At 68.3% G+C, this 19,080-nt stretch carries 11 protein-coding genes and 1 tRNA gene; 4 read left to right on the forward strand and 8 right to left on the reverse strand.

Going from position 1 to position 19,080, the window contains the following annotated elements:
* Positions 1-7: 7 nt before the first annotated feature.
* Both ACWDSI_RS13955 and ACWDSI_RS13960 read left to right on the forward strand, forming a co-directional pair.
* The gene (locus ACWDSI_RS13955) at positions 8-841 is read left to right on the forward strand and encodes a helix-turn-helix transcriptional regulator (protein WP_449747544.1); all 834 of its coding nucleotides are present in this window, start codon (positions 8-10) and stop codon (positions 839-841) included.
* Positions 842-887: 46 nt separating this feature from the next.
* The gene (locus ACWDSI_RS13960; RefSeq protein WP_449756870.1) at positions 888-1,535 is read left to right on the forward strand and encodes a TetR/AcrR family transcriptional regulator; all 648 of its coding nucleotides are present in this window, start codon (positions 888-890) and stop codon (positions 1,533-1,535) included.
* A gap of 20 nt (positions 1,536-1,555) precedes the next feature.
* On the opposite strand, the gene ACWDSI_RS13965 is transcribed toward ACWDSI_RS13960, so the two are convergent.
* The 6 genes from ACWDSI_RS13965 to ACWDSI_RS13990 all read right to left on the reverse strand — a co-directional run bounded on the left by ACWDSI_RS13965 (position 1,556) and on the right by ACWDSI_RS13990 (position 7,361).
* Positions 1,556-3,022, reverse strand: a complete 1,467-nt coding sequence (locus tag ACWDSI_RS13965; protein ID WP_449747575.1) for a DUF4185 domain-containing protein — start codon at positions 3,020-3,022, stop codon at positions 1,556-1,558.
* A gap of 108 nt (positions 3,023-3,130) precedes the next feature.
* The gene (locus tag ACWDSI_RS13970; protein WP_449747546.1) at positions 3,131-4,273 is read right to left on the reverse strand and encodes an acyl-CoA dehydrogenase family protein; all 1,143 of its coding nucleotides are present in this window, start codon (positions 4,271-4,273) and stop codon (positions 3,131-3,133) included.
* Between the two features lie 108 nt (positions 4,274-4,381).
* On the reverse strand, positions 4,382-5,587 hold the full coding sequence (locus ACWDSI_RS13975) for a L,D-transpeptidase (RefSeq protein WP_449747547.1): 1,206 nt from the start codon (positions 5,585-5,587) through the stop codon (positions 4,382-4,384).
* Between the two features lie 205 nt (positions 5,588-5,792).
* Positions 5,793-5,865 (reverse strand) — tRNA-Lys (locus tag ACWDSI_RS13980).
* 93 nt (positions 5,866-5,958) lie between these two features.
* Positions 5,959-7,143 (reverse strand): L,D-transpeptidase, encoded by a 1,185-nt coding sequence (locus tag ACWDSI_RS13985; protein ID WP_449748778.1) that lies wholly within the window; start codon positions 7,141-7,143, stop codon positions 5,959-5,961.
* Entirely contained in the window at positions 7,140-7,361 is a 222-nt protein-coding gene (locus ACWDSI_RS13990) for a DUF3618 domain-containing protein (protein ID WP_449748777.1), read from the reverse strand. Before ACWDSI_RS13990 ends, ACWDSI_RS13985 begins: the two co-directional genes overlap by 4 nt.
* Before the next feature lie 246 nt (positions 7,362-7,607).
* On the opposite strand from ACWDSI_RS13990, the gene bcp reads away from it, so the two are divergent.
* Together bcp and ACWDSI_RS14000 are read left to right on the forward strand one after the other, a co-directional pair.
* On the forward strand, positions 7,608-8,081 hold the full coding sequence (gene bcp / locus ACWDSI_RS13995) for a thioredoxin-dependent thiol peroxidase (RefSeq protein WP_449748776.1): 474 nt from the start codon (positions 7,608-7,610) through the stop codon (positions 8,079-8,081).
* A gap of 13 nt (positions 8,082-8,094) precedes the next feature.
* On the forward strand, positions 8,095-8,727 hold the full coding sequence (locus ACWDSI_RS14000; RefSeq protein ID WP_449756871.1) for a TetR family transcriptional regulator: 633 nt from the start codon (positions 8,095-8,097) through the stop codon (positions 8,725-8,727).
* Between the two features lie 193 nt (positions 8,728-8,920).
* Here the strand turns inward: ACWDSI_RS14000 and acpS are convergent, their stop codons facing one another.
* Together acpS and ACWDSI_RS14010 are read right to left on the reverse strand one after the other, a co-directional pair.
* Complete coding sequence (gene acpS / locus ACWDSI_RS14005; protein WP_449748774.1) at positions 8,921-9,328, reverse strand: holo-ACP synthase AcpS; 408 nt, start codon at positions 9,326-9,328, stop codon at positions 8,921-8,923.
* A gap of 2 nt (positions 9,329-9,330) precedes the next feature.
* Positions 9,331-18,639, reverse strand: a complete 9,309-nt coding sequence (locus ACWDSI_RS14010; RefSeq protein ID WP_449756872.1) for a fatty acid synthase subunit beta domain-containing protein — start codon at positions 18,637-18,639, stop codon at positions 9,331-9,333.
* Positions 18,640-19,080: the final 441 nt, after the last annotated feature.

Raw genomic sequence — 19,080 nt, forward strand, 5'->3', positions numbered from 1 at the left:
GCTGCCGGTGAGGGCGGACCGATCCGGGCTCGCCGACTTTCTCCGCAGACGTCGCGAGGCACTGCAGCCCGCGGACGTCGGGTTGCCCGCCGGAGCGCGCCGGAGAACCAGCGGGCTGCGACGCGAGGAAGTGGCGATGCTGGCCGGGATGTCGACCGACTACTACAGTCGGCTCGAACAACAGCGCGGACCGCATCCGTCCGAGTCGATGCTGGCGGCGATCGCGCAGGCGCTGCATCTGGGCCTCGACGAACGTGATCACCTCTTCCGGCTGGCCGGTCAGAACACTCCCGACCGCAAGGGCCGCGACGACCATGTCAGCCCCGGCATGATGCGTATCCTCGACCGGCTGCGCGACACCCCGGCGATGGTCGTCAACGGTGCGGGCGAAACCCTCATGCAAACGCCCATGGCCGTCGCCCTCGTCGGTGACGAACTCTCGCTGACGGGTCTGCGGCGCAGCATCGCCTACCGCTGGTTCACCGAGGAGACCACGCGCGCCAGGTTCCTCCCCGAGGATCACGACCTGCACTCGCGGGCCCACACCTCGCGCCTGCGTGCCGCCGCCACCCGCGACGGCCAAGGGTCACGGGCCGCCGAGATCGCCGAGGCGCTGATGACTCGAAGCGAGGAGTTCAGGCGGCTGTGGCTGCGCCACGACGTCGCCACGGCCCTCACCGACACCGAGAAACGGATCCTGCACCCCGAGTTGGGTGTCATCGAGGTGCAATGCCAGCTGCTGCAGGATCCGGCGTCGGCTCACTCGCTGCTGGTGTACACCGCCGTGCCGGGCACCGACAGCCACGAGAAGCTCGCACTGCTCAGCGCCGTCGCCCAATAGCTTCCCGGGTACCCTTGGGAGACAGGCGAGATCGATGAAAGGGCCCATGAGCAGAATGCCGGTGGCAGACCGCCGCCAATTCCTCCTCGACGCCGCGTTCACCGTGATCGCGCACAACGGCGTCGATGGTGCCACCACCCGGGCCATCTGCGCTGAGGCCGGGATGACCCTGTCGACGTTTCACTACGTGTTCGAGTCGCGCGACGCGTTGCTCGCAGCTCTCGTCGAGTACGGCATCGCTCGTGAGTTCGATTCCGTGAGTGCCGCTTTCGACGTCGCCGGTCACGACGACGCACACGGACTCGACGGTGTCGAAAGGATCCTGCGAACCTCGTTCGCCGGCTACATCGACGGGATCGCCGCCGACCCCGAACGCACGCAGGCCCTGATCTCGCTGAACCAATACGCCCGGCAAACCACGGGTCTGGCCCGGCTCGGTGCGGAGATGTACTACCGCTACTACGAGGGGATCGCCGAGGCACTTGCGCTCGCCGCAGCGCAATGCGAGGTGCAATGGCAGTCGCCGGTCGAAGAACTCTCACCGCTCATCGTGGCTGCGGTCGACGGAATCACCCTGTCGTACTTGAATATTCGGAATCGTGCGATCTGCGACAGGATCGCGCAGGCAACCGTGGGGCTCCTGCTGGCGAATGCCACCGAAACTGCTTCGCCACCCGAACTCGGCGGGACGTGAACCGCTGCGGGGCTGAGGTCTCAGTACAGGCGGACGTGCATCAGTGACACGTTGTACTGCGCCCACGTGGACATCGTGAAATAGAGGTCACGGTCGGTCGACCACGGGTGCAGGAATCCACCGTAGAGCTGGTTGTAGCGACCCGACTGGGCCAATTCGGCCGGTTCGGACCACAGTCCCTGCGGCGAACGCGCCGTGCGTAACACGATCGCACCGCGAAGCGAGTCCAGGTAGCTCAGCTGCCAGAGTTTCGAGGCCTCGTCGTAGCGCGCCGACAGTTCGCCGGTCGGACCGGCGAAGAGCACGGAGGCCGCATTGCCGTCGCGCGCCGGCACCCACTGTCCGTCCCGCCAGTACTGATAGGCCGTCTTGTTCAGCACGTCCGCCTTGGGCACCCGGGCCAGACCGACGGAGCCGATCCGCGAGTTGGGGGTTCCGAACATGTACACGTAGTCACCCTGCGGGACCATCGACGACACCTGGAATTGGCTGGTGCCGAAGAGGTTGTCCCATCGCGCCCAGGGGTCCTTGGTCCACGTCGAACCGCCGTCGTCGGAGTAGGCCAGGCCGCCGTAGTTGGTCAGCCATACCCCGGGGATCGGACCCCAGGTGCGCACCGACATGTAGCTCATGTACTGGCGGTCGCCGATCGCGAAACCCGAGGTGGGGATGGTCGTCATCTCGTATCGCTCGACGTGCCGTGCCGAGAGCACCTCCGCGGCGTGACACCGGCTGTCCTGCACCATCGTGTCGATGGACAGGCCGTCGGAAAGCTTCTTGTCGGAGCTGAATCCCAGCACATTGCTGCGCCAGTCGCCGCCGTTTGCGCCCGGCGGACGGAAGTTGCGGCCAAAACTGTCGCCGAAGGCGATGGCGATCTGACCGGGTTTGGATTCCCACATGATGCCCAGGTCGGTGCCTTGGACCTGCCAGCGTTTGTCGGTCCGGCTCGTCGATCCCCGTCCGGTGACGGTCGACACCCAGGACACGGGCCCCACCCGCGGCGGCGCTGGTTTCGCCGAGACCGGTCCCGGATCGATGCCCGGTGTCGCCGCGGGCGGCGGTGGCGGAATCGGGGCGGGATTCGGGTTGGGAACCGGCACCGGGATCACGATCGGACTCGGATCGAAGGTGATCTTCGGGAACTCGATGCTCAACGCGGGTCCGCCGGCACCGGGCTTCGGCTTGGGCGGATCGGTCAGGTCGGGACACGGATCGGTGCACGGATTCTTCGGCGGCAACTCCGACGGAATCCGTACCGGCGGCTTGGGCGCCGACTCGGGCTCGGGTACCGGAACGATCTTGGGATACGGCAGCGGAATGCCGATCCGGTCGGGCACCGTGGGGATGAGGTCCCGCGGGTCGACCGGACCCGGCTTGAGGCGGGGCGCACCGTCAGCGATACACCCCGAACTGGGCAGGTCGTCGGCGGACGGTGCGGCGTGCGCCGGCCCGACGAGCGCCACGGAACCGGCGATCAGCAGCATGGTGACCGCAACGGCGGGGACTACGCTGCCCAGTCTGCGGCTACCCACGATCTGCTCCTCGGTGATCTCCATGCCCGTCGGCACGATCACAAGGAATGTACCGAACCCTCACAGGGAACGGGCAATGATCTCCTTCATGATCTCGTTGGTCCCGGCGTAGATCTTCTGCACGCGGTTGTCCGCCCACATCCGCGCGATCGGATACTCGTTCATGTAGCCGTACCCGCCGAAGAGTTGCAGGCACTCGTCGGCGACGACCATCGCGCGGTCGCTGGTCCACCACTTGGCCATGGCCACCGTCGGGATGTCGAGTTCGCCTTTGAGGTGTTTGGTGAGGCAGTCGTCGACGAAGACCCGCGCGATGCGGGTTTCGGTGGCGGCCTCGGCGAGTTTGAATTTGGTGTTCTGGAACGCGAAGATCGGCCGGCCGAAGGCTTCGCGCTCCTTGGTGTAAGCGATCGTCTGCGCCAGTGCGGTCTCCATCCCCGCCACCGAGGCCACCGCGATGATCAGCCGTTCCTGCGGGAGTTGCTGCATGAGCTGGATGAAGCCCTGCCCCTCCTCGGCGCCGAGGAGGTTCGTCACGGGTACCCGCACACCGTCGAAGAACAGTTCCGAGGTGTCCTGACCGCGCTGACCGACCTTGTCGAGCACCCGTCCACGACGGAATCCCGGGCGGTCGGCTTCGACGAGCACCAGCGAGATGCCCTTGGCGCCTTCGCTGACATCGGTCTTCGCCACGACGATGATGAGATCGGCCTGGCCGCCGTTGGTGATGAAGGTTTTCGAGCCGTCGATCACGTACTCGTCACCCTCGCGGATCGCCTTGGTCTTGACGCTTTGCAGATCCGAACCCGTGCCCGGTTCGGTCATGGCGATGGCGCCGACCACCTCACCCGAGGCCATCTTGGGCAGCCAGGTGTTCTTCTGCTCCTCCGACCCGTAGGCGAGCAGGTAGTGGGCGATGATCCCGTTGTGCAGGCTGGCGCCCCACGACGAATCGGCGATACGCGCCTGCTCCTCGATCAGTACCGCCTCGTGCGCGAAGGTACCGCCCCCGCCCCCGTACTCCTCCGGGATCGACATGCACAGCAGCCCGAGGTCGCCGGCCTTGGTCCACAGGTCACGGTCGACGTGGTGCTGCGCGATGAACTTCTCGGTGTTGGGCGCGATCTCCTTCTCGCAGAAACTGCGGGCGAGATCACGCAGGGCCGTCAGTTCGTCGGTTTCCCAGGAAGGTCGCTCGGCCATGAATCACACACCTTGATCGTCGTGGAGATCTGAATCACTGGCGATCGTAACAGTGGCCGGTGACATGATCCCGGCGGCGGCAGCGTGGGCATCGCCGCCTCGGCGGTGTCAGGCGTTGCCCTTCGACCACACCGCCCAGGGGACGTTCCAGTCACCGAGCCCGTCGGTTCCCGAGAGAGTGCCCCCGACGGTGTTCTTGACCACCACCGGATCACCACGCAGCGTGGTCTGCATGACCCACAGCGCGTTCTCCGGACTCAGATTCAGGCACCCGTGGCTGGTGTTGGTGTTGCCTTGTGCCCACACCGACCATGGCGCGGAGTGGAAGAAGATGCCGCTGTAGGACATTCGTGTCGCGTAGTCGACCGGAGTGCGGTAGCCGTCGGCCGAACCGACCGGCACGCCATAGGTGGACGAGTCCATGATGATGTTGTCGTGCTTGTCGGAGACGAGATACACGCCGTTATCGGTTGGTGTCGCGTCCTTACCCATCGAGGTGGGCATGGTGCGGATCACCGTGCCGTCGCGCTCGAAAGTGACCTGCTTGGTGCGGTCGTCAGCGGTGATGATCATCGACCGACCGACGGTGAAGTTCGACTTGACGTTCTCCTGGCCGAAGAGCCCGTTCCCGAGATCGATTCCGTAGGTGTTGACGGCCACCGACACCTTGGTGCCCGGCTTCCAGTACTCCTTGGGGCGCCAGCGGACCTCGGTATCGCTGATCCAGTAGAAGGCGCCCTCGGTGGGCGGGTTGGCCGTGACGCTGATGGCCTGCTGCGCCGCCGTGCGGTTGGGGATCGGCTCGTCGAACTTGACCGCCACCGGCTGCCCGACGCCGACGGTCTCACCGTTGCTCGGGGTCAGGTAGGCCTGGGCGAGATTGTTCGGCGACCGGGTGGTGAACGACACCCGCTTGGTGCTGGCGCCGCCGATTCCCTTCGCGTCGGCCTGCAGCGTGTAGGTGCGGCCATATCCGAGGGGCTCGGTGCTCGTCCAGGTGGTGCCGTCGTCGTTGAGCGCACCGGCGACGGTGGTGCCGTCGGCCTTGCCGATGCGGACTCCGGTCAGCGATCCCTCGGTGGACCGCACGGTGATCGGCGCACCCGGCTGAATGCCCACCGCCTGATCGGGCAGCGGCCGGTTGGCCCACTCGGTGATCTCCATGCCCGGCATCAGCAGATCGCCGAAGAGGCTCGAACTCTGCACGTTCTCGGAGTAGGTCGGCTTCGCCGAGCACGACGACAGCAGCGCGACGAGCGCCAACATGCCGACGGCAAGCATCGCTCCGATACGCCGGCCACCACCGATCCGCATATGTCTCCCACCTCTGCACCCGACTGATCCTGTCGATCCGACAGCACGCGGCCACAGGGATCTCTCCCGGGCTCCGCGTGGATGTCCCAAGTGTACGAGATCTTCTAAATGCCCGAGTCGTCCGGTGGATCGACTCCGGCGGTATCGACCGGTGAGAACGAAAAACCCCCGCCACCTGCCTGTGCAGGTGGCGGGGGTCGTGTTGTGCGCCATCAGGGACTCGAACCCCGAACCCGCTGATTAAGAGTCAGCTGCTCTGCCAATTGAGCTAATGGCGCGTGCCGTGCGAGAGGAAACCTTACAGGCTCACCGGTGCAGAAGTGAAATCGCCTGCTCGGGTGGCCATGACGGCTCTCGCACGGGCCTGCCCGTCAGGCGTTGCCCTTCTTCCACACCGCCCAGGGGACGTTCCAGTCACCGAGTCCGTCGTCGCCGGGCAGCTGAGGACCCACGGTGTTCTTGGCGATCACCACATCTCCACGCAGCGAGTTGTTGAGGAACCACTCCGCGTTGGCGGGACTCACGTTGAGGCAGCCGTTGCTGACGTCGTCCACCCCCTGATCGCCCAACGACCACGGCGCCGAGTGAACGTAGATGCCGCTGAACGAGATTCGCGTCGCGTCGTATACCGTCTCGCGGTAGCCGCCGGGCGAGCTGACCGGCACACCGTAGGTGGACGAGTCCATGATGACGCTCGGCGCGCGTTCGGCTGTGATGTAGATGCCGTTGTTGGTGGGCGTGGAGTCCTTGCCCATCGACGTCGGCATGGTCTTGACCTCCTTGCCGTCGATCGACACGGTGATCATGTGCGTCTTGTCGTCGGCCACCGACACCATGCTCCGGCCGATCTTGAAATCGGTGGTGAGGTCGTTGTCGCCGTAGACGCCGCCACCGAGGTCGATGCCCTTGGTGCGCACCGCCACATGCACTTTGGTGCCGGGCTTCCAGAAGTGTTCCGGACGCCACCGCACCATGCTGTCGTTGAGCCAGTAGAAGGCTCCCTCGACGGGCGGATCGGTGGTGACGGTGATCGCCCGCTGCGCGTTGAGCTTGTTGACGATCGGGGTGTCGAAGTTGATCGCGACGGGCTGGCCGATGCCGACGGTCTCGTTGTCCTCGACCACCGACGATGCGTCGGCCAGTGACTCGGCAGACGCGGTGGTGAACCCGATCTTGCGGGCGCCGTTGCCCTCGACGCCCTGCGCCGCCGCGGTCAGCGTGTAGTCGCCGCCGAAGTCGAGCGCCTGCCCCGAGGTCCAGGTGGACCCATCAGCCGACAGCGCGCCCTGGACCGGACCGTTCGGGCCGGACACGACCACCGAGGTGAGGTTGCCGTTCTGCGCGCTCACGCGGATCGGCGCACCGGGCATCACGCCGACAGCGTGATTGATCATCGGCTTGTCGCCCCAGCCGGTCACCGAGATGTCCGGTTGCGCGAGCGACTGCAACGCCGGAGCATTGGTCACCGCGTCTGAGTAGGTGGGTTGCTGCGAGCAACCGGCCACCCCGACGACGACGACTCCCGCCGCGGTCAGCGCGCACAGCCCACGCTTCATGCCACGATCTTCCGGACCACCACGACCACGACGAGCGCGCCGGCTGCGGCCAGCGAGTACTTGACGGCCGGCTTGCCGAGAAATGCCTTCACGGTCGACTTCGCGTCCGACGCCAATCGGTCCGGGCTCACCCGCTCGGCGAGTGTGTCGAGCGTGTTGGCGAGGTCCTCCCGGGCCTGCACGATGTCCTGTTCGATACGGTCGGTATCCCCGGCCACTTCTGTCCTCCCACTGCTGTGTACCCACTCGGCCCGAGGTGCCCACCACCTGCGGCCACGACACAATCGGCGCGCTGATCCCCGACGACTTCGGGAGTGCGCGCCGACGATGTCGAACGATGGCACCAGGATACGTCATCGGCACGCGATTTCCGGGCAGAGGCACGTCACACCAGGAACTTTGACCCATATGTCCGACTACCGGGTGTGGTCGGACTCATCCGGGCGATCGACTAGCCTGGCCACATGGCTGGCACCGCACGCCTCGCCGTCGGCGACAAGGCCCCCGGGTTCACGCTCTCCGACGCACACGGCAACCCCATCTCCCTGTCCGACTACGCCGGACGCAAGGTGATCGTCTACTTCTATCCGGCGGCGGGCACACCCGGCTGCACCAAGCAGGCCTGCGACTTTCGCGACAATCTGGCCGAACTCGAGGGTGAAGGCCTCGCGGTGGTCGGCATCTCGCCGGACAAACCCGCGAAGCTGGCGGCGTTCGCCGACGCGCAGGGACTCACCTTTCCCCTGCTCAGCGACCCCGACAAGGAGGTCATGACAGCCTGGGGCGCGTTCGGCGAGAAGAAGCTCTACGGCAAGATCGTCAACGGGGTGATACGGTCGACATTCCTGGTCGACGCCGACGGCACCATCGCGCTCGCGCAGTACAACGTGCGGGCCACCGGACACGTGGCCAAGCTGCGCCGCGACCTGTCGGCCTGACGCCACCGGACCGATGAGCGCCCACTCGCTGGCACCCGATCCCCTGGTCCCGCGTAAACGTCCGACGCAGGAACGCAGCAAACGGAAGTTCTCCGCGATGCTCACCGCAGCCCGCGAATTGCTCACCGAGGTGGGTTTCGAGTCGCTCACCTGCGAAGAAATCGCCGGGCGGGCGGGTGTCCCGATCGGCACCCTCTACCAGTACTTCGCGAACAAGTACGTCATCGTCTGCGAACTCGACCGGCAGGACACCGTCGGGGTGCGCGAGGAGTTGGCCGCGTTCGGCTCGGAGGTGCCGTCGCTGGACTGGCCGATCCTGCTCGAACGCTTTCTCGATCACCTCGCCGCACTCTGGCGCGACGATCCGTCGCGCCGCGCCGTGTGGCTGGCGGTGCAGTCCACACCCGCCACCCGTGCCACCGCGTCGCTCAACGAGCGGGTGCTCGCCGAGCAGGTGGCCCGAATTCTGGCGCCGCTGACACCGTCGCAACGCGAACGGCGCGAGATGATGGCCCAGGTGCTGGTACACACCGCGTATTCGTTGCTGAGCTTCTCGGTCCAGGACGGCCACGACCACCCCGAAACCGTCACCGAACTCAAACGCATGCTCGCCGGCTACCTGATGCTCGAGGAAGCCACCGCCTGAGTCGTGGTCCGAGGCGGCGAGGGTTACGTCGGCTCCTGGCCCACCGACCTTCCCCGGGCTTTCCGACGTTCCCCTAGGAATATCTGGGGGACGAATGCGAAAGTAGGGGAAGGACATTCGTCCCCTACTTTCGGCCCGCCGCCGGGAGCAGTCTGGGGCCGTCTGGGGTGCGAACGCGACGCACCGGCGCCGGCTAGCCGTCGCCGGCCGGCTGGTCCTCCAGAATGGCCACGGCCGCGGCGGTGGGCCCGTCGTGCGTCAGGGAGATGTGCACCGCCGCGCCGCGCAGGTGCTCGGCGATCTCGCCCGACAGCCGGATCGCGGGCCGGCCCCAGGTGTCGGTGACCACCTCGATGTCGCTGTGACGGATCAACGGCAACAGCGGCGATCGCGAGAACCGGCTCACCGACCACGCCTTGACCACGGCCTCCTTCGCCGCCCACCGGGCCGCCAGATGACGTGCCTCGTCGCCGGTGCCGGTGGCCGAGTCGCGCCGCTCCCCAACCGTGAACCGGTCGGCGAAGGTGGTCCCCGGCTGGGCGAGTTGCTCGCCGAACTCCGGTATCGACACCACGTCGATACCGACTCCCACGACCGCCATCGTCAGCTCACGCCGGATGCGGTCGGCCCGTAGGCGCCCGTCGCCGACAGCCGTACCTCAGGATCGAGCAGCAACTCCGACTCCGCGTCGTGTTCGTCACGGACGGAATCGAATCGGCGGTCGGCGGGCCTGCGGTAGGCCGGTTCGCCGCCACACATCGCGACGAGTCGGCGTTGCGCACCGTCACGCTCCCGACGCGCAGACCGCTCCCGGTAGGTGCGCGCCGCCTCCGAATCCAGTGTTGCCACAAACGCTTCCGGATGCACCACCGCGATGAGACCGGAGACGTGCCCGAAACCGAGGCTGGTCAGCAGGCCCGCCTTGAGCGGGAACCGGTCTTCGAGCACGAGGGGTTCGCGGGGCCACACCAGGTGCGGGTACTCGCGCATCTGCTCGTCGACACAGTCGAGGCTGCGGTTGGGCGGGATCACCCCGTCGCGCAGTACCTGGCACAGCCCGATCAGCTGAAAGGCCGCCGCCCCGCCCTTCGCGTGGCCGGTGAGTGACTTCTGCGATACGACGAACAACGGTGCCCCGTCGCCGCGGCCGATCGCCGCAGCCAGCCGTTCATGCAACTCCGATTCGTTGGGATCGTTTGCCCGAGTGGAGGTGTCGTGCTTGGAGACCACCGCCACATCGTCGGCGCTCACCCCGAGTGCCGAGAGCGCGGTGGCCAGCGGGGAATCCTGCGCACCGCGTGCCGCTCCCAACGCACCCAGACCCGGTGCGGGAATGGAGGTGTGCACGCCATCACCGAAGCTCTGCGCCCAGGCGACCACGCCGAGGACGGGCAGACCCATCTGCGCTGCCACGTCGCCGCGGGCCAGCAGAATGGTTCCGCCGCCCTGGGATTCGACGAATCCGCCGCGGCGCCGGTCGTTGGCCCGGGAGAAGCGGCGCTCATCGATGCCACGCGCGGCCAGTGCGTCGGATTCCGCGGTGGCCGACATGTCACCGAACCCGACGATGCCCTCGATACCGAGATCGTCGAATCCGCCGGCGACTGCGAACAGGGCCTTGCCGAGACGGATCTTGTCGACGCCCTCCTCGACCGACACGGCCGCGGTGGCGCACGCGGCCACCGGGTGGATCATCGCGCCGTAACTGCCGACATACGACTGGACTACGTGCGCGGCAACGATATTGGGCAACGCCTCCTGCAGGATGTCGTTTGCCTTGGACTCGCCCAGCAGGGTGTTGACGTAGAGCTCGCGCATCGACGTCATCCCGCCCATGCCGGTGCCCTGGGTGTTGGCCACCAGTCCCGGATGCACCCACCGCATCAGTTCGCTCGGGGTGAAGCCCGACGACAGGAAGGCGTCGACGGTCGCCACCAGGTTCCACAGCGCCACCCGGTCGATCGACTCGGCCATGTCGGGGGTGACGCCCCATCGGGTGGGGTCGAACCCGGTCGGGATCTGACCGCCGACCGTGCGGCTCAATTCGAACCGGCGCGGCACGCGGATCTCGGTACCGGCCATCCTGGTGACCGTCCAGTCACCGGACTCCGCGTCGGCCACGACGCGGGTCCGCTCGGGATCGGCCGCGGCGAACGCGCGGGCCTCGGCTTCCGAACTCACCGTGAACGACAGATCGGAGTCGAGGAACACCGACGTCAGCAGCGGCGACGAGTTGTCGACCATGGCACCGTCGTCGCCGTACCGGCGAATTCCGCACCGTGCCACCACCTCGTCGTGGTAGCGCTGCGCGATCTCGGCTTCGGGAACCGGGTCGCCGCTCGCGGTGTCGTACCAGCCGGGTTTGGGCACCGAATCCCAGTGGATCAGCCCCGTATTCCAGGCCAGTTCGAGAACCCCTGCCGCACTGAGCTTCTCGTCGACCTCCATCTCGAAGCGGGTACGCGCCGATCCATACGGGCCGAGTTCCCCGGCGCCGACGATGACCACGAGGTCCTCGGGGGCGGTGTCGAGCGACGGCCACTCCGGCGTCATCGCCCTGTCCGCGCGTGCGGGCGCCGGCAGTGCGGCCACGGTGGCCGCCTCGTCGAGGCCGGCGTCGTCCGCATCAGCGACCAAGTCGGTTTCGGCCGTGGCTGCCTGCGCGGCCAGCGACTTCAGATCGATCGACGGATCGAGCCCACCGGTGAAGTCGGCGACGATGGCGGCCTCGGTTGCGGCCGAGCGCTGTTCGGCCGAGCACAGTCCCAGCAGCCGGGCCGCCATCTCGTCGGTGCTCCACGTGCGCACCCCGGCCGCCTGGACCGCGGTGACCATTCCGTCGTTGTGCCCCATCAGGCCGGTGCCGCGCACCCAGCCGATCAGTGCGTGCGCGAGTGTCGTCTTGGCTCCCCAGGATTCCTCGGCCGCCCACCGGGTGACCAGGGCGTCGAGCGCAGCCTTGCTCTCGCCGTAGGCGCCGTCACCACCGAACATGCCGCGATTGGGGGATCCGGGCAACACCACGTGCAGTCGGGCGGCGAGGTCGTGATCGGAACCGATGTCCGACAGCCCGGCGATGAGACGCTCCACCGACCAGAGCAGCACCTTCATCTCCAGTTCGGCGCGGCCACCGGCCTCGGTGAGGTCCCCGGCGACGCGGGGCGCGGCGAACGGGAACAGCAGCGTCGGCTTCATCGCCGGCTTCACCACGGCGGTGGTGCCACCGAGGTTCTCGGTCTGCTCGGAGCCGAGCCAACCCACCAGGTCGTCGACGTCGGTGTAGGACGCCATGTTGGCCGGCGCCACCCACAACGCCGCGTCGAAGCGCGCATGGGTGCGGTAGAGGTTCTTGTAGAACGCCAGCCGGTCCGAGTCGAGCCGGGAGGTGGTGGCCACCACCGTGGCACCGCCGGCCAGCAGTCCGGCGACCACCGATGCGGCGATCGAGTCCTTGCTGGCGCCGGTGACCACCGCGATGTCGTCGGAGAACTCACCGCGTGCGGGGTGGTCGGCGAGGTGTGCGATCTCCTCGAACGCGCGGGCGTGCACCCCGTTGCCCGCGAAGAGCGCCTTGCCCTGCCACCACGTGGCGTGTTGCGCGACCACCGCTCCGGCGCCGGCGAAACGAGCCACCACATCGTCGAATCCGGTGTGCAGCGACTCCTCGTCGCTCAGCCACAGCCGCACCAGATCCTCGCGGGCCGTGGCCCACCGGTCGTCCACCAGCACCACCTTCGCCTCGTCGAAAGCCGGTGCGACGGTGCGCGCCCAGTCGGTGCCGAGTTCGGCGCCGACCCGTTCGGCCACCAGCGCGTCGGCGTTGTCGGCGGCCTGCGGTGCCGAAACCTCTTCGGCGAGGCCGAGTTTGGTGAGGATCGTCTGGGCGGCCGCGGCCAGCACTCCGCTGCGGCCGGTGATCTGCTCGGTGAACTCGCCGAGCGCGGCAGCGTCGACGGTCGCCCCGCCACCGGATTCGGCGGCCGGTTTGGCCACCGCGACACCACGCTGGGCGCCCACCGCGCCGACGGCTCGGTCGATGAGGGCATCGAGCGCACCGACGGTCGACGGCGGGCCGTCGAGCAGATCGCCGAGATCGCCGCCGCGTACGCTCACGCCGTCGCGGGTGCCGAGCGCCAGTGCGATCACGGTATGCGTGCCCCAGCCCGAACCGAGTTGCCAGACCTCGCTCACCCGGTCGGTGATGTAGGACTGACGTTTGCCGACGGGACCGAGGATCTTGCGGATCTGGTCGGCGACCGCATCGGTGAGCACCGCACCCAGTGGCCGGTACCCGCGGGCAAGTGCGTCGACGGTGGATGCCAGCGCCACCATGTCGGCCTCGGCGGCGCCGTCGATGGCACCGAGCCCGAGTTCACCGCCGATGTCGAGCAGTAGCTGATTGCGCCGCGACGACACGCCATCGCAGAGGGCCTCGATGGTGTCGGCCGGCCCGATCTGATCGACCCTGATCTTGGTCCACAGCGCGATCACGGCCTTCACCGCATCCGACGGACCGAACGCGAGGTCGTCGGGGCGGGGAGCACCGGCCGGGGCTGCCGGCGCCGGGACGGCGGCGGGGGTATTCGCCGTCCCGGCTCCGGGGGTGGCCGATTCGGCTGCGGCGGCGACGTCATTGTCGGCCGCGGCCGCGTCGACCTGGTCATCGACGATCTCGGGTGCGGAATCGCGGGCGAGGATCACCTCGGAATCACGTTCCAGATTGAGCACCTCGGTGGTCGCCGACGCGTAGTCCTCGAGCTTGAGGGTGTTGGTGGCCAGACCGGTCAGGGTCGGGGCGCCCTTGAGCCCGATCTCGACGAATCGCTGCACGCCCAGGCCGCCGCGCCCGGCGTCGGCGAAGAGCAGGTCTTGCGTCTCGATCCAGCGGACGGGGCTGGCGAACTGCCAGGCCAGCAGCTCGATGAGGATGGTGCGGGCCAGGCGGTGCGGGTCGGCCGACCATGTGTCCCAGTCGGCCAGTACCGCATCGAGCGGATCGGAGGGCACCAGCGCTGCGATCTCCTCCACGAACGAGCGGTCGAGGGTGAACAGCCGCGGCACCAGGTTGGGAATGTAGCGGCCCACCAGGATCTGGGGGTCGATGTCGGCGGGCAGCAGTTCGTCGAGCTTGCCGCGGAACTCGGGGACCCCGGCACGCAGCACCGTCGAGTGGAAGGGCACGTCGATGCCGGGCACCAGAATGAACGAGCGTTTCCCGCCGAATTCGATACGGCGACGCTCGATCTCGGCCTCGAGGTGTTCCAGACCGCGTACCGTGCCGGCGATCGCGTACTGCGAACCCAGCAGGTTGAGGTTGACCACCTCGAGGAACTCCCTGCACGCCGAACCGATCTCGGCCACAAATGCGGGCACCTGCGCATCGTCCAGCCCGAACTGGCTGGGCCGGATCGCCGCCATACGGTAGTCGCTGCGTCCCAGGTCGTCTCGCGGCACCAGATGATGCATGGCCTCACCGCGCTGGAACACCACCTCCAGCACGGCTTCCAGCGGCAGCACTCCGGCACAGGCGGCGAGCGCGTTGTATTCCCCGACCGAGTGCCCACAGGTGATGGCACCCTCGACGAACCCGCCGGACTCCTCGAGTTCGGCGATCTGCGCGACACCCAGGGTGGCCATCGCCACTTGGGTGAACTGGGTCAGGTAGAGCACGCCGTCGGGATGCGAGTAGGTGGTGCCGCCGGCCACGAGCGTGGTGGGGTTGTCGCGCACCACCGCCAGGATCGAGAAGCCGAGCGCGTCGCGGGTGTGCCGGTCGGCTCGATCCCACACCGCGCGTGCGGCTTTCGAGCGTGAACGCGCATCGAGGCCCATACCCTTGCTCTGAATGCCCTGGCCCGGGAAGGCGTAGACGGTGCGCGGGGCGGCCAGCAGGCCGGTGGCACTCATCACCAGATCGTCGCCGATCCGGCACGACACCTCCACCACCTCACGTCCGTGGTCGAGACCCACCCGGTCGACACGCACCGTGATCGGGTCACCGGTGCGCACCATGCCCAGATACCGCGCCGTCCAACCGAGCAGGCGGCGCGGAGACGGCGTCGGATTCTTCGAATCGGTGGCGGTGACCACGTGTTGGGCGGCCGCCGACAACCACATGCCGTGCACGATCGGGGCGCCGAGTCCGGCCAGTTTCGCCGCCGACGCATCGGTGTGGATGGGGTTGCGGTCGCCGGACACCGCGGCGAACGCGCCCATGCGGGCCGGGGCCACGATGGTGGCCGCGCGCAATGGTTTGCGGGTGGCCTGCTGTTCGTCGGTGGTCGCTCCCCCGGCCCGGACCGGGTCGGTGAGCTCGGCGGACCCGTGACGACCGCGGATGGCGAAACGTTCTGCCAGTCGTGCGATCTCGCCTTGGGGTCCACCGACCTCGACACTCACGCCGATGACGCGGCCGACCTCGGTGTCGAGAACTCCGGTGGTGCGCGCGGTGACGGTGAGTTCGGCCCCGGCCATCGGGATGGGACCGGTGAGTTCGATCGCGTGGTCGAGGTGCACGAGGTCGAGGAGACCCTCCACGACGGGTGCGCCGTCGTCGGTGCGGGCGGCACCGATCACGCTGAACACGCTCGGCCAGCATGCCCCCACCAGGGTGTCGGGGACGGCGAAGCCGTTGGGCTGCGACGGGGTGGTGGCGTGCAGGTGCGGCGGCAGGGTGTTCGCGGTCACCAGCGCGTGGTCGGCGATGCGGTCGGGGTCCCAGGACACGGTGGTGGTCGCCGTACCGTCGTGAACCTCGGCGAGCGATCCGCCCGCGGCGACCCGCAGGATCGCCGACATCGCGTCGGCGGCATCGGCGCTGTCGACGCGCGGGTTTCCGCCGTCGCGGATCGACGGTCCCACCTGCAGCGGGATGCGTACCGCAGTCCCGGAGATCGGCACCACGAGGTCGAAACGGTCGTCGATGACGTGCTCGAGCAGAGACCCGGTGGGCTCGTGTTCGGCACGGCGCGCGTCGACGATGTCCCAGCGATCCCGGTCACCGAGCGCCACAACTGGACTGGGCACCATACGACCCACCCACGAGACGTCGTCGGCGTCGAGGATCGCGGTGAGGACGCCGCCGTCGGCAATGCTGCTATTGCGTTTACGGACATCGACCGGAGTCGGCCGCACACCGGTGGCGGCGAGGTCGGTGACGACCTGCGCCTCGAAGCGGTCGAGCAGATCGCCCACCGGCTCGTCGACACACGTGATGCCCGACACGGCGACGGGACCGGGAATGATGCACACCTGATCGGCGCGATACCGCGGATCATGGGCCTGCCACAGCGAATCGCTGCGCCACCACCGCCGGACGTCCTTGTCGATCACCGGTACGAAGTTGACCGGCTTGCCCGGGGTGCGGCACAGGTCGAGGAAGAACGCCACATCGGCGGGGTGCAGGATGTCGACCTCGGCTGCGGGGTAGACGCTCGCGAGGGCGTCGATCGCGGCGTGCGGGTCGTCGGTGCTCGCCGGCGAGGCGAACATGGTGGGCACCGGGCCTTGGTCGGCCGGGTGCAGCCGCGCCTCGGTGCGCTGCAGCATCTCGACAAACCGCTGCTGCCAGGTGATGTCGGCCCACGGTAGCTGGTCTCGGCGGCCATCGGTGCCGGGAGCGAGTTGCGCATCGTCGCCCACGGCCAGCGTCGCGTAGCGGTCGAGCCACTCGCGGTAGGTCATCTCCGACACGTCGCCGAAGTACGGCTTGGCGGTGTCGGCGAGCGCGCCGATGATCTCGTCACGGCGCTCGGCGACGGCCTCGGCGTCGCCGGCCACCTCGTCGAGCAGTCGGCCGCATCGCGACGCGGTGTTGTCCACCTCGTGGATGTCGGCACCGAGTTGGCTTCGGCCCGAGGCCATTCCGTGGTCGGCGTGTCCGGCGCCGATCCATTCGTCGCAGCCGGCGGTGTCGACCAGCAGTTGTTTCACCTCGGGTGTGGTGGTGGCCTCGGCGGTCGCCATGGCCGCGGTGCCCACCAGGATGCCGTCGAGCGGCATCGTCGGATAGCCGTGGTCGGCGGCCCACGCCCCGGTCAGGTAGGCGCTGGCGCGTTCGGGGGTGCCGATGCCGCCACCGACGCAGATCACCACGTTCGGGCGGGCGCGCAGTTCGCCGTAGGTGGCCAGCAGCAGGTCGTCGAGGTCCTCCCAGGAGTGGTGTCCGCCCGCGCGTCCACCCTCGATCTGGACGATGACCGGGTGGTGGGGCACCTCCGCGGCGATCCGGACGACCGACCGGATCTGCTCCACGGTGCCGGGTTTGAATGCCACGAACCGCAAGCCGGCGTCGACGAACTCATCGACCAGGGCGACCGCATCGGCGAGTTCGGGGATGCCCGCGGAAATGATGACGCCGTCGATGGGAGCGCCCTGCGCGCGGGCCTTCTGCACCAGGCGTTTGCCGCCGAGTTGCAGTTTCCACAGGTACGGGTCGAGGAACAGTGCGTTGAACTGCGCCTCGCGTCCGGGTTCGAGGAGGTCGGTCAGCCGGGCGATGTTGCCCGCGAAGATCTCCTCGGTGACCTGCCCGCCACCGGCGAGTTCGGCCCAGTGCCCGGCATTGGCGGCCGCCGCGACGATACCGGGGTCCACGGTGGTGGGCGTCATGCCGGCGAGCAGCATCGGCGAACGACCGGTGAGCCGCGTGAAGGCGGTCTCCACCACCCTACGTCCGTCGGGCAGGGTGGCCAGCGTCGGCGCGAACGCCGACCAGGGCCGGGACACCTCGGGAATTCCGCCGGGGCTGAACAGGTTTCGCTGTCCGCCGCGCGATGCGGCGGCAACCAGGCCCACCCCCTGCCCACGCACCAGCGGTGCGGCCAGACGGGTCGCGAGGTCACCGGGCCCCAGGTCGATCATCCATTTCGCCCCGTCGGCGACCGTGGCGTCGACGGCCGAAACCCAGTCCACCGGATTCACCAGGATGTCGGCCGCGTGCTGTGCGGCCACCTCGGCGTCGATGCCGCAGGCGAGCGCCCATTCGCGGACCAGCTCGACCGCGTCGGCCATGCCGGGATGGTGGAAGGCCACGCTGACCGTCAACGCGTCGAAGATGGGCGCGAAGGGGGCACCGCCGGTGACCTTGCGCTTGCGGGCGTCGGACTCGGCGGCGGCGATGGTCTCGCACCGGGCGGCGAACGCGGCGAGGTGTCGGGGCGCACCGGACAGCACCACCGACCGCCGGCTGTTGCGGATCGCGACCACCGGCACGGTGCTCGAACCCGCCTCGGCCGCGCCCAGCCCGGTGACGTCCGCGCAGTAGTCGGCGAGGATCGTGTCGATCCGCGCCGGGTCGACACCGCCGATCGCGAGCATCGGGCTACCGTCGGGACCGGCCGCCAGGCCGCGACGCCGCGCGATGAGGGTGCCCGCGGCGCCGATGAGGTGCGCCACCGCCAGCAGCAGTCCCGGACCGGTTTCCGCGGCGTCGCCACGTCCGATGGCGTCGACGGCCAGCGACCCCTGAGAATGCCCGATCACGGCGCGCGGAGTCAGCACCGAGGGGTCGAGTCCCTGTTTGCGGACCGATTCGATGCCGGCGAGCTGGGAGAGCAGCACACCGGGTCCCGAGAGCGCGAAGTCGGCGAGCGCGGCGTCGTCGGGCACGTCGTCGCCGGAGTCGTGTGAGCGTATCCAGGAGATCGGGTGGAATCCGTCGGGCCGCGCCACGGCCAGGGAGTCGGCGACCGGCTCCACGAGTCGTTCGGCGGCGGTGACGACCGTCGACATGCGGTGTTCGAGATCGGCGTCGATCACGAGTTCGGCGAGGGTGGGCAACCACGGCCCTCCCTGCCCGCCGAAGCTGATGGCGTAGGGCTCGCCGGCGGCGATTCGCTCGATCAGGGACTGCGCGGGCTGGCCGATGTTCGCGGCGCCATGTGCTCCGGGGCGGAATTGATCGACGGTCACAGACTCTCCTCGTGGCGGTTGGCTTGTCGGCACGCATGGGCGAGGTCGGCCAGAGACCCGCGGCGGGGTTCGGCGCCTCGGTTGCGCGATGACGCGAACACGCTTGCACCCCAACACTTCTCGCTCGCTCGGGGACACCTGGCGACTCGGCGACGAGTCTGCCTACGTGAACGTGGGACCCATCATGGCACACAAAAGTGAGGGATTCCTCATGTTTGTTGGTGACCCTCGGGTATACCCACGGGTAACCGCACGGGTAACTTCTCGCCGGACCGGGAGGGCCCTACGACGCCACGCCATCCGCCCTGCTGGGGCCGAATTCGAGGCCGCAAATGACATGGGCGGGGACACCCCTGGGGACCGTTATCAGATTGTGATGTGATCTGGTGCACTCGTCGTGTCGTCCGCCCGCCGACACCGTCGGCCCGAGGCAGCGACGGC

The sequence above is a fragment of the Gordonia sp. NPDC003429 genome (genome assembly GCF_053588575.1).